Source organism: Nonomuraea zeae, from assembly GCF_005889725.1.
In the GTDB taxonomy this organism is placed as follows: Bacteria; Actinomycetota; Actinomycetes; order Streptosporangiales; family Streptosporangiaceae; genus Nonomuraea; species Nonomuraea zeae.
In genome coordinates this window covers 18,881-36,248 of the sequence record NZ_VCKX01000112.1, presented here as the reverse complement: position 1 = coordinate 36,248, position 17,368 = coordinate 18,881, and the positions used below count along the sequence as shown (strand labels likewise).

Below are 17,368 nucleotides of genomic sequence, written 5' to 3'. Positions count from 1 at the left end.
TTATGGTCGCACGACGCAGGGGCGTGTTGGAGACAGAGCCAGTACCCGCCCAGCTGTCGCGGGTCCCCCTCGGTCAACAAGTCCACGGGCGATTGGATGTGCGATCTGTGCGGAAAGTTCATTACGGGACCGTCCAGGCGGACCTCAGGCCGCCGTCGGTAAATGCCATGTTCCTGCCACTTAGTCATCAGAATCCAGCAATGGGGGCTCTTGCTCCGGTTATGGGCACTTACAGTTGAGCCATGGTCGGTCCCGGTGGTTCCGTAGCGATGTCTCCGCAGGGTGGAGCGGGGTAAGCCCGTGCAGGGTGACGCCGGCGGGCTCGTCCCGCGGTATGCCTACGAGTCGGACCAGGTGCTGGCCCGTGCCGCCCGTGAAACGGGGGCGCACATCGCCGCGAGCTATCTCCTCGTCGAGTCGGACGAGATCCTGCTCATGGACGCGGAGGTCGGCCTGCCGGCCCAGATCGTCAAGCCGTGGTCAAGGGTCAGGCTGACGGCCGGAGTCCCCGTCGCCGCGGCCGTCCGCCGCCGGCAGCTGGTCTGGGTGCCCAGTCCTGAGGAGCTGGCCTGGCGCTTCCCCGGGACCGCGCTGGCGCTGCCGTACCCGTTCGCGGCCGCCGCCGCGCCGATCATGACCGACTCGCACGTGTGGGGCTCGCTGGTGCTGATCTGGCCGGCCTCGCACCCGTACGAGCTGGCTCCCGCCGAGCGCGAGAGCATCGAACGCGCCTGCGGCGAGCTGAGCGAGCTGCTGCGGCAGGCGGCCGAGAGCGAGGACCCGCCGCGTCCGGGGGACGGCCCCCGCGTCCTCGATCCGGCGCGGGACCGGCCGGAGAACCCGGACCACGGCTCCGCCGCCGGCTACCTCGACCGGCTGCGCGAGGGCTGCGTCGCCGTGGACCTGGAAGGGTCCATCACCTTCGTCAGCGCCACGGCGGCCGACCAGCTCGGCGGCGACGTTACCGGCCTGCTGGGCAAGCCGCTGTGGGAGGCGGCGAGCTGGCTGCAGGACGCGGTGTTCGAGGATCGCTGCCGGGCCGCGGTGGTCAGCCAGGAGCCCACGTCCTGCGTGGCCCGGCGCCCCGACGGCAGCGAGATGGACATCAAGCTCTATCCGGATCCGACCGGCATCAGCCTGCGCCTCACCCCGGCCCTCGCCGATCACCTGGCGCGCGGTCACCCGCATCATCCCGGCCCCGGCGGGATGGCGAAGGCGGACGCGTACTACAACTTCCTGCACATGGCGGCGGCCCTGACCAGGGCGCTCAATGTACGCGAGATCGTCGAGCTGGTCGCCGACCACGTGATGCCGGTGTTCAAGGTGCAGGCCATGGCGATCCTGATCGCCGAGGGCCGCCGGATGAAGATCGTCGGCTCCCATGGTTATGACAGCGAGGTCCTCGACCGGTTCGACGGCCTGCCGCTGACCTCGCACACGCCGGCCGAGGAGGTCCTGCGCACCCGCGAGCCGGCGTTCTTCGCCGACTGGGACGAGCTGCGGCAGGCCCATCCGGAGGCGGTGCAGCACGACGAGATGGCCGCCTGGGCGTTCCTGCCGCTGACCGTCTCCGACGAGATCATCGGCACGTTCGTGCTCGCCTTCGGCCAGCCCCACACGTTCACCGCCGAGGAGCGCTCCAGCCTCACCGCCCTGGCGGGGCTCACGGCCCAGGCCCTCGACCGCGCCCTGCTCTACGACACCAAGGACCGGCTCGCCCACAGCCTTCAGGAGACGCTGCTGCCCAACAGCCTGCCCGATTTCGCCGACCTGGAGGTGGCCGCCAGGTACGTGCCCGCCAACCGCGGCGTCGGGATCGGCGGCGACTTCTACGACCTGATCCGGCTGAACGACACCTCCGCCGCGGCCGTCATCGGCGACGTGCAGGGGCACAACATGACGGCCGCCGCGCTCATGGGACAGGTGCGCACCGCCATCCACGCCCACGCGGTCGCCGGCGCCAATCCCGGCGAGGTGCTCAAGCACACCAACCGGCTGCTCATCGACGTGGACACGGACCTGTTCACCAGCTGCCTGCTCATCCACTTCGACCTGCAGCTGCGCACCCTGTGCGTGGCCAGCGCGGGGCACCTGCCGCCGCTGCTGCGCCCGCCGAACATGCCCGCCGAGATCATCGACGTGCCGGCCGGCCTGCTGCTGGGGGTCGATCCCGACGCCGACTATCCCACGCTCGAAGCGCCGTTCCCGCCGGGGGCCGTCCTCGCCCTCTACACCGACGGCCTCGTCGAGACCCCCGAGATCGATCTGGACGTCGCCATCGGCGACCTGGCCAGCCATCTGACCCACGCGTCGAGCGAGCCCATGCACGCGATCTGCGACCTGCTCGTCAACCACGCCCCGCACACCGGCAGGCGCGCCGACGACATCGCGCTGCTCCTCATCGAGCATCGCCCGGCCTCCGGCTGAGCCTTCCCGGCGCCGCCCGTCACCGGATCGCGCGGTACGTCACGGGGTGGCCCGGCCGCTCCCCGGCACCCTCAGCGGGTGTCGCGCCGCAGCGGATGGTCGGGCGGGATCTCCACCAGGACGATGCGATGGCCGTCGGGGTCGGCGATCCACAGCTCGATCAGGCCCCAGGGCTCCGATCGGGCCTCGCGCAGCACCGTGACGCCCGCGCGCCGCAGCCGCTCCTCCTCGCGGCGGACGTCGCGCACCTGGAGCCAGATCGACAGCTCGCCGGCGGCGGCCGGGGACTCAGCCGGGGACTCAGCCTTCCCCGAGACCTCCAGGAAGCCCTGGCCCAGGAAGAAGACCGTGCCCGGCGCGTCCGGCGGGCCGAACTCGCGGTAGACCGCCAGGCCGAGGGTCTCGGCGTAGAAGCGGCGGCTGCGCCCGGGTTCGGCGGGCCGCAGCAGCACCCGGCTGCTCAGCACGTCCATGCAGGCACCGCCCGCTGCTGGAGATCCACGAGGCCATCGTAGGCACGCGACCGGCCGGGACCGCGTGTTTAGGAGCGTGACACGGGGCACGGGCACACACTCGTGAGGAAAGGACGGAACATGCCCCCGATGGAGAAAACCCTGTCTACGGGAATGAGCCTGCTGAGCGGTGCGCTGGCGGCCGCGCTCTTCAGGCGGGTGTGGAAGCGGGCCTCGGGCCAGGACGAGGCGCCCGAGGCCGACGACCTCGGGCGCGGCTGGACGGAGGTCCTCGTCTCGGCCACGCTGCAAGGCGCGATCTTCGGGCTGGCCAGGGCGGCGGTGCAGCGCGCGGGTGCGCAGACGTTCCGGCGCCGTGCGGTCCTGAGCCGGTCCAAGAGCTGACCCCCCGGCCCGGCCCGGCCCGCGCCGCACGCCGGGCGACGCCGGTGCTCAACTACGCGTGATAGTACGGCGCCGGCCGGGCAGCAGGAGTCTCAGGAGTTCGAGCCGGCGAGCGGAGTGCGTGTTGAGTGACAACGGGGCGGGCGTGCACGTGATCGAGACCTCGTCGCTGGGGGATCGCAGTTACCTGGCCACCGACGGCGGCTCGGCGGTCGTCGTCGATCCGCAACGCGACGTCGACCGCGTCCTCGCCCTGGCGGGCCGGCTCGGCGTCCGCGTCACCCACATCGTCGAGACGCATCTGCACAACGACTACGTCTCCGGCGGCCTGGAGCTGGCCAGGCTCACCGGCGCCCGGTACTCCGTCGCGGCGGCCGACAAGGTGCCGTTCGACCACACGCCGCTCGCCGACGGCGACACCGTCGAGGTCTCACCGGCGCTGCGCCTGCGCGCGCTGGCCACGCCCGGCCACACCTTCCACCACCTCTCCTACGTCCTGGAGCGCCCGGCCGGGGCCGAAGGCGTCTTCACCGGCGGATCCCTGCTGATCGGCACGACCGGCCGCACCGACCTGCTCGGCGAGCAGCACACCGAGCCGCTGGCCAGGGAGCAGCACGCCTCCGCGCGCAGGCTCGCCGGCCTGCTGCCGGGCGGCGCGGCGATCTGGCCCACGCACGGGTTCGGCAGCTTCTGCTCGGCCGCCCAGACCTCCGGCGACTGCTCCACCATCGAACGCGAGAGCCGGACCAACCCGGCGCTGCGCCTCGCCGAGGACGACTTCGTCACCGAGACGCTGGCGGGCCTGGGCGTGTATCCCGCCTATTACGCCCACGTGGGCGCCATCAACCGGACCGGCCCCGAGCCGGTGGATCTGCGCCCTCCCGCGCGGGCCGGCGCCGGGGAGCTGCGCGAACGGCTGGACGCCGGCGAGTGGGTGGTGGACCTGCGGCACCGTACGGCGTACGCGGCCTCCCATCTGGCCGGCACGATCGGCCTCGGGCTGGACGGGTCACCGGCCACCTGGCTGGGCTGGCTCCTCGGCTGGGGCTCCCCCGTGACCCTGATCGGCGAGACGCCCGAGCAGATCACCGCCGCCCAGCGCGAGCTGACCCGCATCGGCATCGACCGGGTCGCCGCCGCCGCGACGGGCCGGCCGCGGGACCTCGCCGCCGACCCGGCGCAGCTGCGCACCCTCCCCACCGCGACCTTCGCGGACCTGGCCGCCGCTCTCGCCGGCGACGCGCCCGAGGTGATCCTGGACGTGCGGCTGAGCAACGAGTGGCGGGCCGGCCACATCGACGGCGCCACCCACCTGCCGCTCCCCGACCTCGAACGACGCATCGATGAGCTCCCGCGAGGCACGGTCTGGGTGCACTGCGGCAGCGGCTATCGCGCCACCGTCGCGGCCTCGCTGCTGGCCAGGGCGGGCCGCACCGTCGTGCTCATCGACGACGAGTTCGGCGCGGCGGCCGGCGCCGGGCTGCCCATCACCACCTGATCGGCATGGGGGTGAACGCGCCGGGTGCAGTGCGCGTACCTCCCCATGAACCGACGCATTTCGCCCCAAGTCTGGTGGTTCAGGAGGCATCGCAGTGACCATGCCGAAAAGGCTTGGACGAACCGCAGCCGCCACGGCCCTGGCATCGGCCGCGTTACTCGCCGGCCCCGGCGCCGCCGTCGCCGATCCGTCGCCCGCCCAGGCCAGGGCCAAGCTGGTCAAGCTGAACGAACGGGCCGATCAGGTGGTCGAGCGGTACAACCAGGCCACCGAGGCTTACAAGACGGCCAAGAAGAAGTACGACGTGCTCAACGACGAGCTGGCGGAGAAGGACGCGCAGGCGGAGGTCCTGCGCAGCGATCTCGTCACGGCGGCGGTCAGCGACTACCAGTCGGGCCCGTACTGGGGCTGGGAGCGGTTCGTCGCCCAGGGCAGCCCGGAGACCGTTCTGAGCGGCCTGGCCTCGCTCGACCAGCTCGCGCAGAGCAGGGCGGCGAAGCTGCGCGCCTTCGAGGCGGCCACGAAGGACCTGCGCACCAGGCGCGACACGGCCCGGCGAGCGCTGGCGGAGGCCGAGGCAGCGCGCGACAAGGTGGGCGACCAGAAGACCGAGGCCGACAGGCTGGTCGCCGAGCAGACCCGGCTCCTGCGCCGGCTGGGCGCCTACCGGACCGGCAACCCCGGCAGCACGGGCATCAGGTACACCGGCCCGGCCTCGGGCAACGCCCGCGTGGCGCTCCAGTTCGCCTTCGCCCAGGTGGGCAAGCCGTACCGGTACGGTGCCACGGGGCCGGGCTCCTTCGACTGCTCGGGCCTGACCCAGGCCGCCTGGCGCACCGCGGGCGTCTCGTTACCCCGTACGACCTGGACCCAGTGGAGCTGGGGCGCCGGCCGCCGCGTCCCGTTGACCGCGCTGCAGCCCGGTGACCTGCTGTTCAGCAAGGGGCTGGGGCACGTGGGCATGTACGCGGGGAACGGGAAGATCGTCCACGCGCCGCAGACCGGGGACGTCGTCAAGGTGGTCCCCCTCGACGCCTACTGGCGCAACCGCCTCCTCGGCGCGATCCGCCCCTGACGTGGCCGGACTCGATCGGGGATCGACCGGCGGGCCCGCGCCCGGCCGGAGTGTGGGGCAATGATCTACCTCGCTTGTGGTGCTTTCTCCTGACATGACGGCCTTCCTGTCTCGCGTCAGTGTTTGACGTGATGGCGATGGTCGCCAGGACGAGGAGTCGTACCATGATCTTTGCCAGGTCGCCGCTGCGGTGGCGCACCGTCCGGGCCGCCGCCGTGACGGCGGTCGCGGCCGTGCTCGCCGGCACGATCGGCGCACCGCCCGCGCTCGCGGTGGGGAGCGGCCAGGTCGCCACCGACGGGCGCAACCTCAACGTCCGCAGCGGGCCGGGCACCCACTACGGCTTCGCCGCCGCTCCCCTGGCCAACGGCACGAGGGTCACCGTCTACTGCGTGCGGTGGGGAGAGTCCATCGACGGCCTGTACGGCCGGAGCTCCTGGTGGGACAAGATCGACCGGTACGCGGAGAAATACGTCGCCGACGCCCTCGTCTACACCGGGACCATGGAGCCGGTGGCGCCCAGGTGCGGGAAGAGGGTCTTGCGCCCCCTCGACGAGCGCCGCGCGGGGGCCCGCTCGTCGGTGGGCTGACCCCCGCGCCCGCCCCGGCCGCGCACATCACGAGCAGGCCGGGCGAAGCCGCGCCCGCCCCGGCCGCGCACGTCGCCACCAGGCCGGGCGAAGCCGCGGACCGCAGGTTTTCCCGGCTGTCCAGCCGGGTCGGTGCCGTTAGATCCTCTGTGGCCGGCGTGGCAGGCTGTCAGCGTGCGAATCGTCTTGCTCGGCCCGGTTCAGGTCTACGCCGATGACGCGAAGCCGGTCGACGTCGCCGGCACCCGGTTGCGGATGCTGCTGGCCAGGCTCGCCCTCGAAGCGGGCCGTCCGGTGTCCGCCGACTCCCTCATGGAGGACCTGTGGGGCGCGGAGGCGCCGGCCGGGGCCGCGGCCGCGCTGCAGGGGCTGGTGTCACGGCTGCGCAAGGCCCTGGCGGGGACTGGCACGGTGGAGCTGGTGGCGGGCGGCTACCGGGTGCCGGTGCGCGCCGGGGACGTGGACGCGCACCGGTTCGAGGACCTGGCCGGGCAGGCCCGGCGGGAGCTGGCGGCGGGCCGCTTCCAGGAGGCGGCCGACCTGGGCGGCGCGGCCCTCGGCCTGTGGCGGGGCGCGGCGCTGGCGGACGTGCTGGAGGCCCCGTTCGCGCGCAACGCCGCCACGAGGCTGGACGAGCTGCGGGTGGCGGCCACCGAAGACCGCTTCGACGCGGAGCTGCGGCTGGGCCGCCATGCCGAGGCGCTGGCGGATCTCGGCCAGGCGGCCGCCGCGCACCCGCTCCGCGAGCGGCTGGCGGAGCTGCGGATGCGTGCCCTGTCGGCGGCGGGACGCCAGTCGGAGGCGCTGGCGGCGTACGAGGAGATCCGCGGCAGGCTGAGCGAGGAGCTCGGCGTCGACCCGTCGCCCGAGCTGCAGGAGGTCCATCTCGCCCTGCTCCGCGGCGAGCTCGACCGGCCGGTCGCCCAGCCCGAGGTGGCGGCGAGCCGGCTGCCCGCGCGGCTGACCAGCTTCATCGGCAGGGAGGGCGAGCTGGACCAGCTCGCCGGGCTGATGGCCGCGGCCCGGCTGGTCACGATCGTCGGGCCCGGCGGCGCGGGCAAGACGCGGCTGTCGCTGGAGGCGGCGACCCGTGACCGGGCCTACGGGCGCGGCCGGGTCTGGTTCGCGCCGCTGGCCAGTGTCGGCGCGCCGGATCAACTCTCCGACGCGGTGCTCGGCGCGCTCGGCGGCCTGTTCGGCGGCGGGCAGTCGCCGCAGGCCGATCCCGTGGAGCTGATGGCCGAGCGGCTCGACGTCGGCGATGCCGTGCTGGTGCTGGACAACTGCGAGCACCTGGTCGAGGCGGCGGCGCAGCTGGCCGGCCGGCTGCTGGAACGGCTGCCGCAGCTCAGGATCCTGGCCACCAGCAGGGAGCCGCTGGCGATCACCGGGGAGTCGCTGTGCCACCTGGGCCCGCTGGAGGTGCCTTCGGGCGAGCCGGAGCTCGCGGAGGCGGCAGCGGCGGCCTCGGTGCGCCTGTTCGCGGACCGGGCGGCGAGCGTCCGGCCGGGGTTCGCGCTCGACGGCTCCACCCTGGAGGCGGTGCTGGAGATCTGCCGCGGGCTCGACGGGATGCCGCTGGCCCTGGAGCTGGCCGCGGCCAAGCTGCGCTCGATGAGCGTGGAGCAGATCGCCCGCCGGCTGGACGACCGGTTCCGGCTGCTGACCTCGGGGAGCCGGACCGCGCTGCCGCGCCAGCGCACGCTGCTGGCCGTGGTCGAGTGGAGCTGGGACCTGCTGGACGAGCCCGAGCGGGTGCTGGCCCGCCGGCTGTCGGCGTTCCCGGGAGGGGCGAGTCTGGCCGCGTTGGAGGCGGTCTGCTCGGATGAGTCGCTGCCGGCGGAGGACGTCCTGTACGTGGCCGGTTCGCTCGTCGAGAAGTCCATCGTCCAGCAGGCCGGTGACCGCTACCTCATGCTGGAGACGATCAGGGCGTACGCGGCCTCCCGGCTCGCCGCGTCGGACGACGACGTCTCCGCGCGCTTCACCGGCTACTTCCTGGCGCTGGCCGAGGAGCACGAGCCGCTGCTGCGCACCAGAGACCAGTTGCGCGCGATCGACGTCTTCGACGCCGAGTACGACAACCTGGCTCTGGCGCTGCGGATGGCCCTGGACGCCGGGGACGCGCCCACGGCGGCCGCATTCGTCAGATCGCTGTTCTGGTACTGGGGGCTCAGAGGGATGACCACCCAGTACGCCGGCGCCGTGGCCGAGGTGCTCGCGTTCGGCGACGCGCTGCCCCGCCAGGTGCACGCCGCCTTCGGCGTGATCCAGAGCGCGACCGGCCCGCTGCTCGCCGTCCGGCCGATCACGGACGCGGACCCGGCGGCCACGATGGCCTACCACCCCGCCGTGCCGATGCTGCGGATGGTGCAGCTGGCGTCGGTCGCGAACGATCCCGCCCTCGTCCGGGCCGAGGTCCGGCAGGCGGTGAGCTCTCCTGATCCGTGGGTGCGCGCCAGCGTGCTCTGGACCCGGGACCACGTCCGGGTGGAGCAGGGCGACCTGCTGACCGGCGTCAAGGACCGGCAGGAGGCGCTGCGCGGGTTCGAGGCGGTCGGCGATCGGTGGGGGCTGGTGATGAGCCTGCTGCAGATCAGCCGCGACCACTCCCTGCGCGCCGAGCACGAGCAGGCCGTCGCGGTCGCGGAGCGAGCCGTCGCGATCGGCTCGGAGCTCGGCACGGAGATGCACCTCTACTGGACCAAGAGCAGGCTCGCGCGCGAGCGGATGAACGCCGGGGATCTGGAGGGCGCGCTGCGCGACATCCACGCCGCCCTGCACCTGGCCAGGCAGCGAGGGCACCGGCGGGTCGAGGCCAACATGCAGGCGCTGCTGGCCTGCGCGCACCGCCTCGCGAAGGACCTGGAGCGGGCCGATCAGGCCCTGGACAGGATGGAGGCGCTGGCCCGGCGGCTGCCGTCCGCCGAAGGCATGCCCAGCGACGCGGTCGCCGGCTTCCGGATGGCCAACCGGCTGGCCGAGGGGGCGGTGGGGGCGGCTCGCGAGCTGCTGCCGCAGGCCGTCCGCGTGGTGTGCGCGCAAGGGGAGGCGGACGGCCTGGCCTGGGCGGCGGAGCTGCTGGCGGGGCTGCGGGCGCTGGCGGACGATCCGGCCGGCGCGGCGACGGCGCTGGGGATGAGCGCGGTGCTGCGCGGCCAGCTGGACGAGGGCGACCCGGAGGTGCGCGCGCTGATCGCCGGGCTCACGGAACGGCTCGGGGCGGACGGCTACCGCACGGCCTATCGCGCGGGCGCGGACCTGCCACGCCAGGACGCACTCGACCGGCTGGCCGCACTGGGCGACCCGTCGACGAGGTGAGCGGCGAACGCGTGCTGCCACCACGCATTTCGCTTCGATACCCCATACCCGTACACTCTTTCTTTCGCGACGAAGGAGTGTCATCGTGGATCACAGCGGTCACCAGGCCACGCACCCCACCCCGCCGGCCGCCACCTGGCGGATGGCCGCGCAGGCGACCCTGCACTGCCTGACCGGCTGTGCCATCGGCGAGGTGCTGGGCATGGTCATCGGCACCGCCGCCGGGCTGTCCAACCTCGTCACCGTGGTGCTGTCCGTGGCGCTGGCCTTCGTGTTCGGCTACGCGCTGACGATGCGCGGGGTGCTTCGCGCCGGCGTGGACTTCCGCACCGCGTTGAGGGTCGCGCTGGCCGCCGACACCATCTCCATCGCGATGATGGAGATCCTGGACAACGCGGTGATGCTGATCGTGCCCGGCGCGATGGACGCCGGGCTGACGAGCCTGCTGTTCTGGGCGTCGCTGGCCGGGTCCCTGCTGGTGGCCTTCGTGCTGACGACACCGGTGAACAAGTGGCTGATCTCGCGGGGCAAGGGCCACGCGGTGACGCACCAGTACCACTCGGGACACTGAGGGCGCCGCGCGCCCTCGACCGCCCGGGCGATCAGTGCGCGTGGTGCCCATGGGGCGCGTCCTCGCCGGGCCGCCTGGCCTCGGCCCGGGCGGTGAAGGCCGCGGTGCGGACCTTGCCCTCGTGCTGGAAGTCCAGGAACAGCCGGTAGTCGCCGTCGCTCGGCACTTCGGCGTGGAAGGTGATCTCCGGCCCCGCCTGGTCGCTGTCCTCCGGGTGCACGTGGAGGTAGGCGAGGTCGCCGGCGCGCAGGGCGACCAGGTGCCCGTACGCGCCCAGATAGGGCTGCAGGTCCGTGACCGGCCGGCCGTCCTTGTGCACGCCGAGCGTGAGCAGGCCGGCCCGGCCGGGCACCAGGTCACCGGCCAGGGTGACCGTGTAGCCGTCCACCTCGGCCGTCCGGCCGGTCACCGGCAGCTGCTTCGGCGTGTGGTCGCCGCCGACCAGCAGGTCGGCGCTCAAGGTCAGGCCGCTGCCCCCGGCGGGCGTGAAGTCGGCGAAGGCCCGGTAGGCGCCCGGGTCGTGCAGCGTCAGCCGGACCGTCCAGACCCCGTCGTCGCCCAGCTCCGGGTGCAGGTGCTGGAACGTCGTCAGGTCCCGCGAGACGACGATGAAGTGGAGCTTCTTGTCGTGCTGGACCTGGTAGCCGGTCACCGGCGCGCCGTCGGGCCCGGTCACGGTGAAGCGGAAGCCGGTGGCCTGGCCGGCCTCGACGGAGGTCAGCGGGTTGAGGGTGTAGCCGTCGCCGGACATGTGGTGCCTCCATGGGGGTATCCGACAGATCGTCGATTCGCCAAGAAATTACCATACCCCCCTAGGGTATACAACGCCGGCGTCCCACCGGAAAATGAGGTTGGGCCGGCGCCAGGGCGACCCTAAGCTCGACGGTCATGAGCGAGATCGACTACCTGGCGGTCAACCGGGCCAACTGGAACGACCGCGTGCCCATCCACGTCGCCAGCGACTTCTACGACGTCCCCGGTTTCAAGGCGGGCAGGGACCCGCTACGGGGCTTCGAGATCGGCGAGGTCGGCGACGTCACCGGCAAGTCGCTGGCTCACCTGCAGTGTCACTTCGGGCTCGACACCCTGGGCTGGGCCAGGCGCGGCGCGCACGTCAGCGGCCTCGACCTGTCGGAGCGGGCCGTCGAGGCGGCCGCCGCGCTCGCGCGGGAGTGCGGGCTGGAGGCGCGGTTCGTGGCCGCGGACGTCTACGACGCGCCCGCCGCCCTGGGCGGCTCCTACGACATCGTCTACACCGGCATCGGCGCGCTCGTCTGGCTGCCCGACATGCGGCGCTGGGCCGAGGTGGTCGCCGCGCTGCTCAAGCCGGGCGGCTTCCTGTACCTGTCGGAGTTCCACCCCTTCGCCGACACGCTGGACGACGCCACCGGGTCGACCGTCACCCACGACTACTTCGCCGGCGATCCGCAGGTCTGGAACGACCCGCGGACCTATGCCGGCACCGGCGAGGTGGCGAACAGCACCTCCGTCCAGTTCCAGCACCCGCTGGGCGAGGTGGTCTCCGCGCTGGCCGCGGCCGGGCTGCGCATCGACTTCCTGCACGAGCACGACCACACGCTCTTCCAGCGTTTCGGCAGCCTGGAGGTCCGCGAAGGAGGCTACCGGCTGCCCGGGGGACGGCCACGCGTCCCGCTGATGTACTCCGTCAAGGCCACCCGCCTCCCGGAGGCGGCCGCGTGACGTTCGGGACGCCGCGCCCCGTCAGGCCCCGGTGACCGGTACGAGGCGCCGGTCGTGCACCAGCGTGACCGCCCGCTCCAGGTCGGGCGTCAGGTAGCGGTCCTCGCCCAGCGCCGGGATGTAGCGCCTGAGCTCGGCCCACAGCCTCCGCGTGCCGGCGCCGAGCTGGAGCCCGGACATCTTCTGCGCGATGAGGTCGATGCCCTGGGCCGCCATGAGGTACTGGACGGCCAGGACGGCTTCGAGCCGGTCGAGGTTCTCGTGCAGGTTGCGGACCGAGGCCATCGCCATCGTGTTGTGGTCCTCCTGCCCGTCCTTGACCGGGCGGGACAGCGTGCCCGCCGGCGTGGCCCGCACCTGCATCTCCGGAACCAGCGCGGCCGCGACGGTCTGCACCTGGACCATTCCCGAGTTCAGGCCGACGGTCCCGCCGGCGAGGTTGGCGGGCAGGCCGTAGCTCCACGTGGGCGACAGCAGCCGCCCGGACAGCTCCTGCGAGAGCACCCCGACGTCGGTGATCTCGGCGTTCAGCGAGTCGGCGAGGTGGCCCATGACGGAGCCGTCCCAGTTGCCGCCCATCACGAACTCGTACCCGGTGCCGTTCTTCCGCTTGAAGATCAGCGGGTTGGAGGTGGAGGAGTTCGCCTCGCGTACCAGGGTCCGGCGGGTGGCGGCGAGCACCTGCCGCAGCCCGGCCATGATGTGCGGAGCCGCCCGCACCGACACCGCGTCCTGGATCCGCGGGTGATAGTTGACCGGGTCCAGCCGCCTGCGGCCTTCCTCCGTCATCCAGCCGGAGCCGGCGACCATGGCGCGCAGCCGCGCGGCGACGGCGTTCTGCTCGGGGATGTGCCGTTCCTCGTGCGTACGCGCGTCGAGCGAGCCCAGCTCGGCCCTGGTCGCCTCCATGAACAGGCCGAAGGCCCCCTCCGCCTGGTCGGCGAGCACGGTGGCGCGGCGCACGGCGTCAATCAGCGTGGCGGCCAGGACGGTGCTGCCGCTGATGATCGGCAGCGCCTCCCCCGCCTGGAGGGTGAAGGTCCGCGGCAGCCCGGCCCTCGGCAGCAGCACGGACGCGGGGCCCTCCACGCCCTGGTAGCGCACGGGCGCGTCCTCGCCGATGGCCGCCAGCCCGGCCGCCGCCTGCGGCTGCAGGTCACCGGTGCCCAGCGAGCCGATCTGCGGCATCCGGGGGACGACGCCCGCGCCGACCATGGCCAGCAGGCGCTCGGGCACCTCGGGCCGCACCCCGACCTTGGCCCTGGCCATCTGGTTCGCTTTGAGCACGAGCGCCAGTCTGACGACGTTGTCCGGCAGCGGCTCCCCGATGCCCGCCGCGTGCGAGCGCAGGACGTTGCGCTGGAACTGCTCCGCCTCCTCGGGCGAGAGCGGCCGGTCCTTCAGCGGGCCGAGCGCCTGGTTCCAGCCGTAGACCCGCTGGCCCTCCAGCGCGGCGAGCGCTCCCGTGCGGGCCTCCACCATGTTCGCCCGCGCCCCCGGGTCGAGCCGGGCGGTGACAGGACGGCCGTCGAGGATCGCGAAGGCGGTCCTGAGCGACAGCGAGGTGCCGTCGAGCACCAGGTTCAGCGCCTGTGACGCGGGCACGGGCGCGAGCGGGGTGGGCCCGACCTGCGGCATGGCGGGCTCGGCGATCGCGGGCCCCGGCACGAGCAGGGCGGCGAGCAGGCCGGCACCCGCCGCCATACGTCCTACGTGGCTCATCGATCTGTCCCCCGGCGCGTTGAAACGAAGATCAAGACAGCTCCGTTTATAGGCAGAGGGCCAGGAAACGCCAGGATGGCGCAGCACCGGCATGACAAGTGCTGACTCATCCTCGACTGGTCATTTGACCAGCGTTAACCCCGCTATCGTGCTGGCGCGGCGGGCTCAGACGAGCTCCAGACCGCCGTCCACGGTGAGGACCTGGCCGGTGAGCCAGGTCGCGGCGGGGTCGGCCAGGTGGACGAGCCAGCCGGCCACCTCCTCGGGCGTGCCCCGGCGGCCGAGCGGGATGCGGGCGGCCTCGTCCCGCTCTAGCTGCTGGACGGCGGCCTCGGACAGGCCGGCCGCGGCCAGGGCCTCGCTGGCGGTGGGGCCGGGGGCCACGGCATTGACGCGGATGCCGTCGGCGGCGAGCTCCAGCGCCCAGCTCCGGGTGAGCTGCTCCAACGCGGCCTTGGAGGCGGCGTAGTGGGCGGCCCCGGGCAGCGGGCGGTGCCCGTAGGTGCTGGAGACGTTGACGATCGCGCCGCGGTGGGCGCGCAGGTGCGGGAGCGCGGCCTGGGCGAGCAGGCTCGGGGCGATGACGTTGAGCGCCAGCAGGCCGGCGACGCGCTCGGCGTCGGTGTCGGCCAGGGGCATGACGGCGGTGGCGCCGGCGTTGTTGACCAGGACGTCCAGCCGTCCCCAGCGGTCGGCCACCGCGTCGATCACCGCCTGGGGCGCGCCGTCCGCGGTCAGGTCGGCGGCCAGGACGGCGATGCCGGGATGCTGGGCGGCGGTCTGCCGGAGCGCGTCGGGGCGGCGGCCCACGCCAAGGACGTGCGCCCCCGCGCCGGCGAAGGCGAGCGCGGCTGGGGGGAGTTGCGGGCGCCGGTGGCGAAATCGACGCTCAGCCACCATCTGCGCGTGCTGCGCGACGCCGGGCTGACGCGCACCCGGCAGGAAGGCACCCGCTGTTTCGTCATCCTGCGGTCGGCGGATCTGCAGGTCCGCTTCCCCGGGTTGATGGAGGCGGTGCTGGCCGCGGCGGAGGACGAGGACGTCGGCCGGCAGGTGGGCGTGCAGGCCGGCACACCTGCTTGATTGCTCCCTGAGGGGGGTCATCCGCGCCGTAGGCAACCTCTGTGGTGGCGGACGGTAAACCCCTGGTCGAAATGTCTCTTATATCGTCTTTTGGGGAAGTATCGGTATCTATCAGGTGGTTGGAGGAGGGTGAATGGTTCAGTAGCGAGTACCGGCGCGGAACTATCGCCCCGGCACGTGATCACACGAGGGGATGTCATGTCGATAAAGCACTACTTCGCACCTGCGTTGCTACGCGTCAGGGCGCCGTACGAGCCGTATCCCATCCCGGGATCAGGTAGCGGAGGCGGCTCCGACAGCAGCCGGAGCGCCCGTCGTCGCCGGCGTCGCCGCTGAGTGGGCTCGCCGGGCCGGCGAACGTGACATGACCGCGGGGCGGCACAAGTCCGCATGGCATGTCACTCGTCGGCCGGCGGTCGATGGGGCGCGCGCGGATCAGCCCGCAGCCTCCCGAATGGGGCGCGCGGCAGCCCGCGAATCGCCCGTAAGCCTGTGGATCAGCCCGCGGCCTCCGCGGCGACGCAAAACTCGTTGCCCTCCGGGTCGGCCATGACGACATGGTGCCCGTGGAACTCCGCCACGACCGTCCCGCCCGCCTTCACCAGCCGCTCGGACTCCGCCCGGACCCGCTCCCACCGCTCGCCGGGATCACCGTGACCGGGCACGCGGATGTCCAGGTGCAGCCGGTTCTTTGCCGTTTTGGGCTCAGGAACCTTGAGTATGGACAGCCGGGGGCCGGTGCCGTCCGGAGCGCAGAGCCACGCGGCGTCGTCCGCGGACTCCTCCTCCGGCAGGTCGAACTGCGCGAGCCACTCCTCGCGCGTGGCGAAAGGGGCCGGCGGCGGCTCGTCGACGTATCCGAGCGCCGCCTTCCAGAACGCGGCGAGGAGTTGCGCGTCCGCGCAGTCGAGGGTCAGATCGATTCTCACGGCCATGAGGAACCACTGTCCAGACTTCGTTCGGGCAGGTCAGAGGCAACAAATTCACTCAGGTAAATAATACTCAATGCTCTGACAAACGAAACTTGCGCCGATATTAGGCAATAACTTGGCTCAACAGGAATTCCGGGTAGCCATTGTGGAGATCGATCCGAGGTGGCGGCGAGCCACTCCGGACGGAGGTCATCCATGAGCGCCACCGAGGCGAGCCCGGCGGCTCAGAAGCTGCCGCTGACGACACTGACCGCCATGGTCGTCGGATCGATGGTCGGCGCCGGGGTGTTCTCCCTTCCGCGTAACTTCGCCCAGGCCACTGGCGTGTTCGGCGCGGTCGTCGCCTGGGTGATCGCCGGTGCGGGCATGCTGATGCTGGCCTTCGTCTTCCAGACGCTCGCCGTACGCAAGCCTGAGCTGAACGCCGGCGTCTACGCCTACGCCAAGGCGGGCTTCGGCGAGTATCCCGGATTCTTCTCCGCCTTCGGCTACTGGGCCAGCGCCTGCGTCGGCAACGTCTCCTACTGGGTGCTGATCAAGTCCACCCTGGGTGCGCTCGTCCCCGGCTTCGGCGAGGGGAACACGCTCGCGGCGGTCGCGGTGTCCATCGTGTGCGTGTGGGGCTTCCACTTCATGATCCTGCGCGGGGTCAAGGAGGCCACCGCGATCAACAAGGTCGTGACCGTGGCCAAGGTCATTCCGATCCTGCTGTTCGTGCTGATCCTCGCCATCACCTTCAAGTCCGGCACCTTCCACGCGAACCTGTGGGGCGACGGGCCGCTGTTCGAGCAAGTCAGGGCCACGATGCTGGTCACCGTCTTCGTCTTCCTCGGCGTCGAGGGCGCCAGCGTCTACTCCCGGTATGCGCGCAGGCGTGAGGACGTGGGACGGGCCACCGTGCTCGGCTTCCTCGGGGTGCTGGCCCTGTTCGCCTCGGTCACGCTCCTGTCGTACGCGGCCCTGCCCAAGGCGCGGATGGAGGGGCTGCGCCAGCCGTCCATGGCGGGCGTGCTGGAGTCGGCCGTGGGCACGTGGGGCGCGGTCCTCATCAGCGCCGGCCTCATCGTCTCGGTGCTCGGCGCCTACCTGGCCTGGACGCTGATGGCGGCCGAGGTGCTGTTCGTGGCGGCCAAGGACGACGACATGCCGGCCTTCCTGCGGCGCGAGAACCGCCACGGCACTCCGGCGGCCGCCCTCGTCCTGACCAGCACGCTGATCACCGCCGTGCTCGTCATCACGCTCTTCTCCGACGACGCCTTCACCTTCACGCTCAAGCTGACCAGCGCGCTGTCGCTGGTGCCGTACCTGCTGGCGGCGGGATACGCGGTCAGGCTCGGCGGCACCGTCAGGCAGCTCCTGGTGGCCGCGCTCGCCGTCATCTACACGGCGTTCCTCATCTTCGCCGCGGGGCTGGAGTTCCTGCTGCTGTCGTGCGTCGTCTACGCGCCCGGCACGATCCTGTTCGCCATCACCCGCCGCGAGCACGGCAGGCGCCTGTTCTCCCCCGCCGAGCTCGTCCTGTTCCTCGTGGTCACCGCGGGAGCCGTCGTCGGCGTCATCGGGCTGGCCACCGGCTTCGTGACCATCTAGG

Annotated in this window: 15 protein-coding genes; 10 read left to right on the top strand and 5 right to left on the bottom strand. The window is 72.4% G+C overall.

Features of this window, described 5'->3' with window-relative positions; all coding sequences use genetic code 11:
• The first annotated feature begins 300 nt into the window (after positions 1–300).
• A complete protein-coding gene (locus tag ETD85_RS31230; protein ID WP_206058778.1) occupies positions 301–2,427 on the top strand; it encodes a PP2C family protein-serine/threonine phosphatase in 2,127 nt (708 codons plus the stop codon).
• Positions 2,428–2,498: 71 nt separating this feature from the next.
• Here ETD85_RS31230 and ETD85_RS31225 read toward each other — a convergent pair whose 3' ends face one another.
• Positions 2,499–2,900, bottom strand: a complete 402-nt coding sequence (locus tag ETD85_RS31225) for a VOC family protein (protein WP_138693386.1) — start codon at positions 2,898–2,900, stop codon at positions 2,499–2,501.
• A gap of 129 nt (positions 2,901–3,029) precedes the next feature.
• Between ETD85_RS31225 and ETD85_RS31220 the strand changes: the two genes are divergently transcribed.
• The 6 genes from ETD85_RS31220 to ETD85_RS31195 all read left to right on the top strand — a co-directional run bounded on the left by ETD85_RS31220 (position 3,030) and on the right by ETD85_RS31195 (position 10,339).
• Positions 3,030–3,284 carry a DUF4235 domain-containing protein gene (locus tag ETD85_RS31220; protein ID WP_240779553.1) on the top strand — a complete coding sequence of 85 codons (255 nt, stop codon included), beginning with the start codon at positions 3,030–3,032 and terminating at the stop codon, positions 3,282–3,284.
• A gap of 124 nt (positions 3,285–3,408) precedes the next feature.
• A complete protein-coding gene (locus ETD85_RS31215; RefSeq protein WP_138693384.1) occupies positions 3,409–4,782 on the top strand; it encodes an MBL fold metallo-hydrolase in 1,374 nt (457 codons plus the stop codon).
• A 100-nt stretch (positions 4,783–4,882) separates the two neighbouring features.
• Positions 4,883–5,857: a C40 family peptidase gene (locus tag ETD85_RS31210; RefSeq protein ID WP_138693383.1), complete on the top strand. Its 975-nt coding sequence runs from the start codon at positions 4,883–4,885 to the stop codon at positions 5,855–5,857.
• 164 nt (positions 5,858–6,021) lie between these two features.
• On the top strand, positions 6,022–6,447 hold the full coding sequence (locus tag ETD85_RS31205) for an SH3 domain-containing protein (RefSeq protein WP_138693382.1): 426 nt from the start codon (positions 6,022–6,024) through the stop codon (positions 6,445–6,447).
• A gap of 174 nt (positions 6,448–6,621) precedes the next feature.
• Positions 6,622–9,768, top strand: coding sequence for an ATP-binding protein (locus ETD85_RS31200; RefSeq protein ID WP_138693381.1), 3,147 nt, complete (start codon positions 6,622–6,624; stop codon positions 9,766–9,768).
• A gap of 85 nt (positions 9,769–9,853) precedes the next feature.
• A complete protein-coding gene (locus ETD85_RS31195) occupies positions 9,854–10,339 on the top strand; it encodes a DUF4396 domain-containing protein (RefSeq protein WP_240779552.1) in 486 nt (161 codons plus the stop codon).
• Between the two features lie 31 nt (positions 10,340–10,370).
• Here the strand turns inward: ETD85_RS31195 and ETD85_RS31190 are convergent, their stop codons facing one another.
• Entirely contained in the window at positions 10,371–11,090 is a 720-nt protein-coding gene (locus ETD85_RS31190; protein ID WP_240779551.1) for a hypothetical protein, read from the bottom strand.
• A gap of 137 nt (positions 11,091–11,227) precedes the next feature.
• Between ETD85_RS31190 and ETD85_RS31185 the strand changes: the two genes are divergently transcribed.
• Positions 11,228–12,040: a class I SAM-dependent methyltransferase gene (locus ETD85_RS31185; protein WP_138693380.1), complete on the top strand. Its 813-nt coding sequence runs from the start codon at positions 11,228–11,230 to the stop codon at positions 12,038–12,040.
• A gap of 21 nt (positions 12,041–12,061) precedes the next feature.
• Here ETD85_RS31185 and ETD85_RS31180 read toward each other — a convergent pair whose 3' ends face one another.
• Together ETD85_RS31180 and ETD85_RS31175 are read right to left on the bottom strand one after the other, a co-directional pair.
• Positions 12,062–13,762 (bottom strand): HAL/PAL/TAL family ammonia-lyase, encoded by a 1,701-nt coding sequence (locus tag ETD85_RS31180; protein WP_138693379.1) that lies wholly within the window; start codon positions 13,760–13,762, stop codon positions 12,062–12,064.
• Positions 13,763–13,927: 165 nt separating this feature from the next.
• On the bottom strand, positions 13,928–14,572 hold the full coding sequence (locus ETD85_RS31175; RefSeq protein ID WP_240779550.1) for an SDR family NAD(P)-dependent oxidoreductase: 645 nt from the start codon (positions 14,570–14,572) through the stop codon (positions 13,928–13,930).
• Between the two features lie 63 nt (positions 14,573–14,635).
• On the opposite strand from ETD85_RS31175, the gene ETD85_RS31170 reads away from it, so the two are divergent.
• Positions 14,636–14,845 (top strand): ArsR/SmtB family transcription factor, encoded by a 210-nt coding sequence (locus ETD85_RS31170; protein ID WP_420847257.1) that lies wholly within the window; start codon positions 14,636–14,638, stop codon positions 14,843–14,845.
• Between the two features lie 497 nt (positions 14,846–15,342).
• Here the strand turns inward: ETD85_RS31170 and ETD85_RS31165 are convergent, their stop codons facing one another.
• The gene (locus ETD85_RS31165; RefSeq protein ID WP_138693377.1) at positions 15,343–15,780 is read right to left on the bottom strand and encodes a VOC family protein; all 438 of its coding nucleotides are present in this window, start codon (positions 15,778–15,780) and stop codon (positions 15,343–15,345) included.
• Between the two features lie 192 nt (positions 15,781–15,972).
• Here ETD85_RS31165 and ETD85_RS31160 point away from each other — a divergent pair, with 192 nt between their 5' ends.
• Positions 15,973–17,367, top strand: coding sequence for a basic amino acid/polyamine antiporter (locus ETD85_RS31160; RefSeq protein WP_138693376.1), 1,395 nt, complete (start codon positions 15,973–15,975; stop codon positions 17,365–17,367).
• Position 17,368: the final 1 nt, after the last annotated feature.

What these genes read in the sequence shown, in the direction of transcription:
- ETD85_RS31205 (WP_138693382.1), top strand. Translation starts at nt 6,022, where the DNA reads ATGATCTTTGCCAGGTCGCCGCTGCGGTGGCGCACCGTCCGGGCCGCC.
- ETD85_RS31190 (WP_240779551.1), bottom strand. Translation starts at nt 11,090, where the DNA reads ATGTCCGGCGACGGCTACACCCTCAACCCGCTGACCTCCGTCGAGGCC.
- ETD85_RS31210 (WP_138693383.1), top strand. Translation starts at nt 4,883, where the DNA reads ATGCCGAAAAGGCTTGGACGAACCGCAGCCGCCACGGCCCTGGCATCG.
- ETD85_RS31160 (WP_138693376.1), top strand. Translation starts at nt 15,973, where the DNA reads ATGAGCGCCACCGAGGCGAGCCCGGCGGCTCAGAAGCTGCCGCTGACG.
- ETD85_RS31185 (WP_138693380.1), top strand. Translation starts at nt 11,228, where the DNA reads ATGAGCGAGATCGACTACCTGGCGGTCAACCGGGCCAACTGGAACGAC.
- ETD85_RS31165 (WP_138693377.1), bottom strand. Translation starts at nt 15,780, where the DNA reads ATGGCCGTGAGAATCGATCTGACCCTCGACTGCGCGGACGCGCAACTC.
- ETD85_RS31220 (WP_240779553.1), top strand. Translation starts at nt 3,030, where the DNA reads ATGGAGAAAACCCTGTCTACGGGAATGAGCCTGCTGAGCGGTGCGCTG.
- ETD85_RS31225 (WP_138693386.1), bottom strand. Translation starts at nt 2,900, where the DNA reads ATGGACGTGCTGAGCAGCCGGGTGCTGCTGCGGCCCGCCGAACCCGGG.
- ETD85_RS31180 (WP_138693379.1), bottom strand. Translation starts at nt 13,762, where the DNA reads ATGAGCCACGTAGGACGTATGGCGGCGGGTGCCGGCCTGCTCGCCGCC.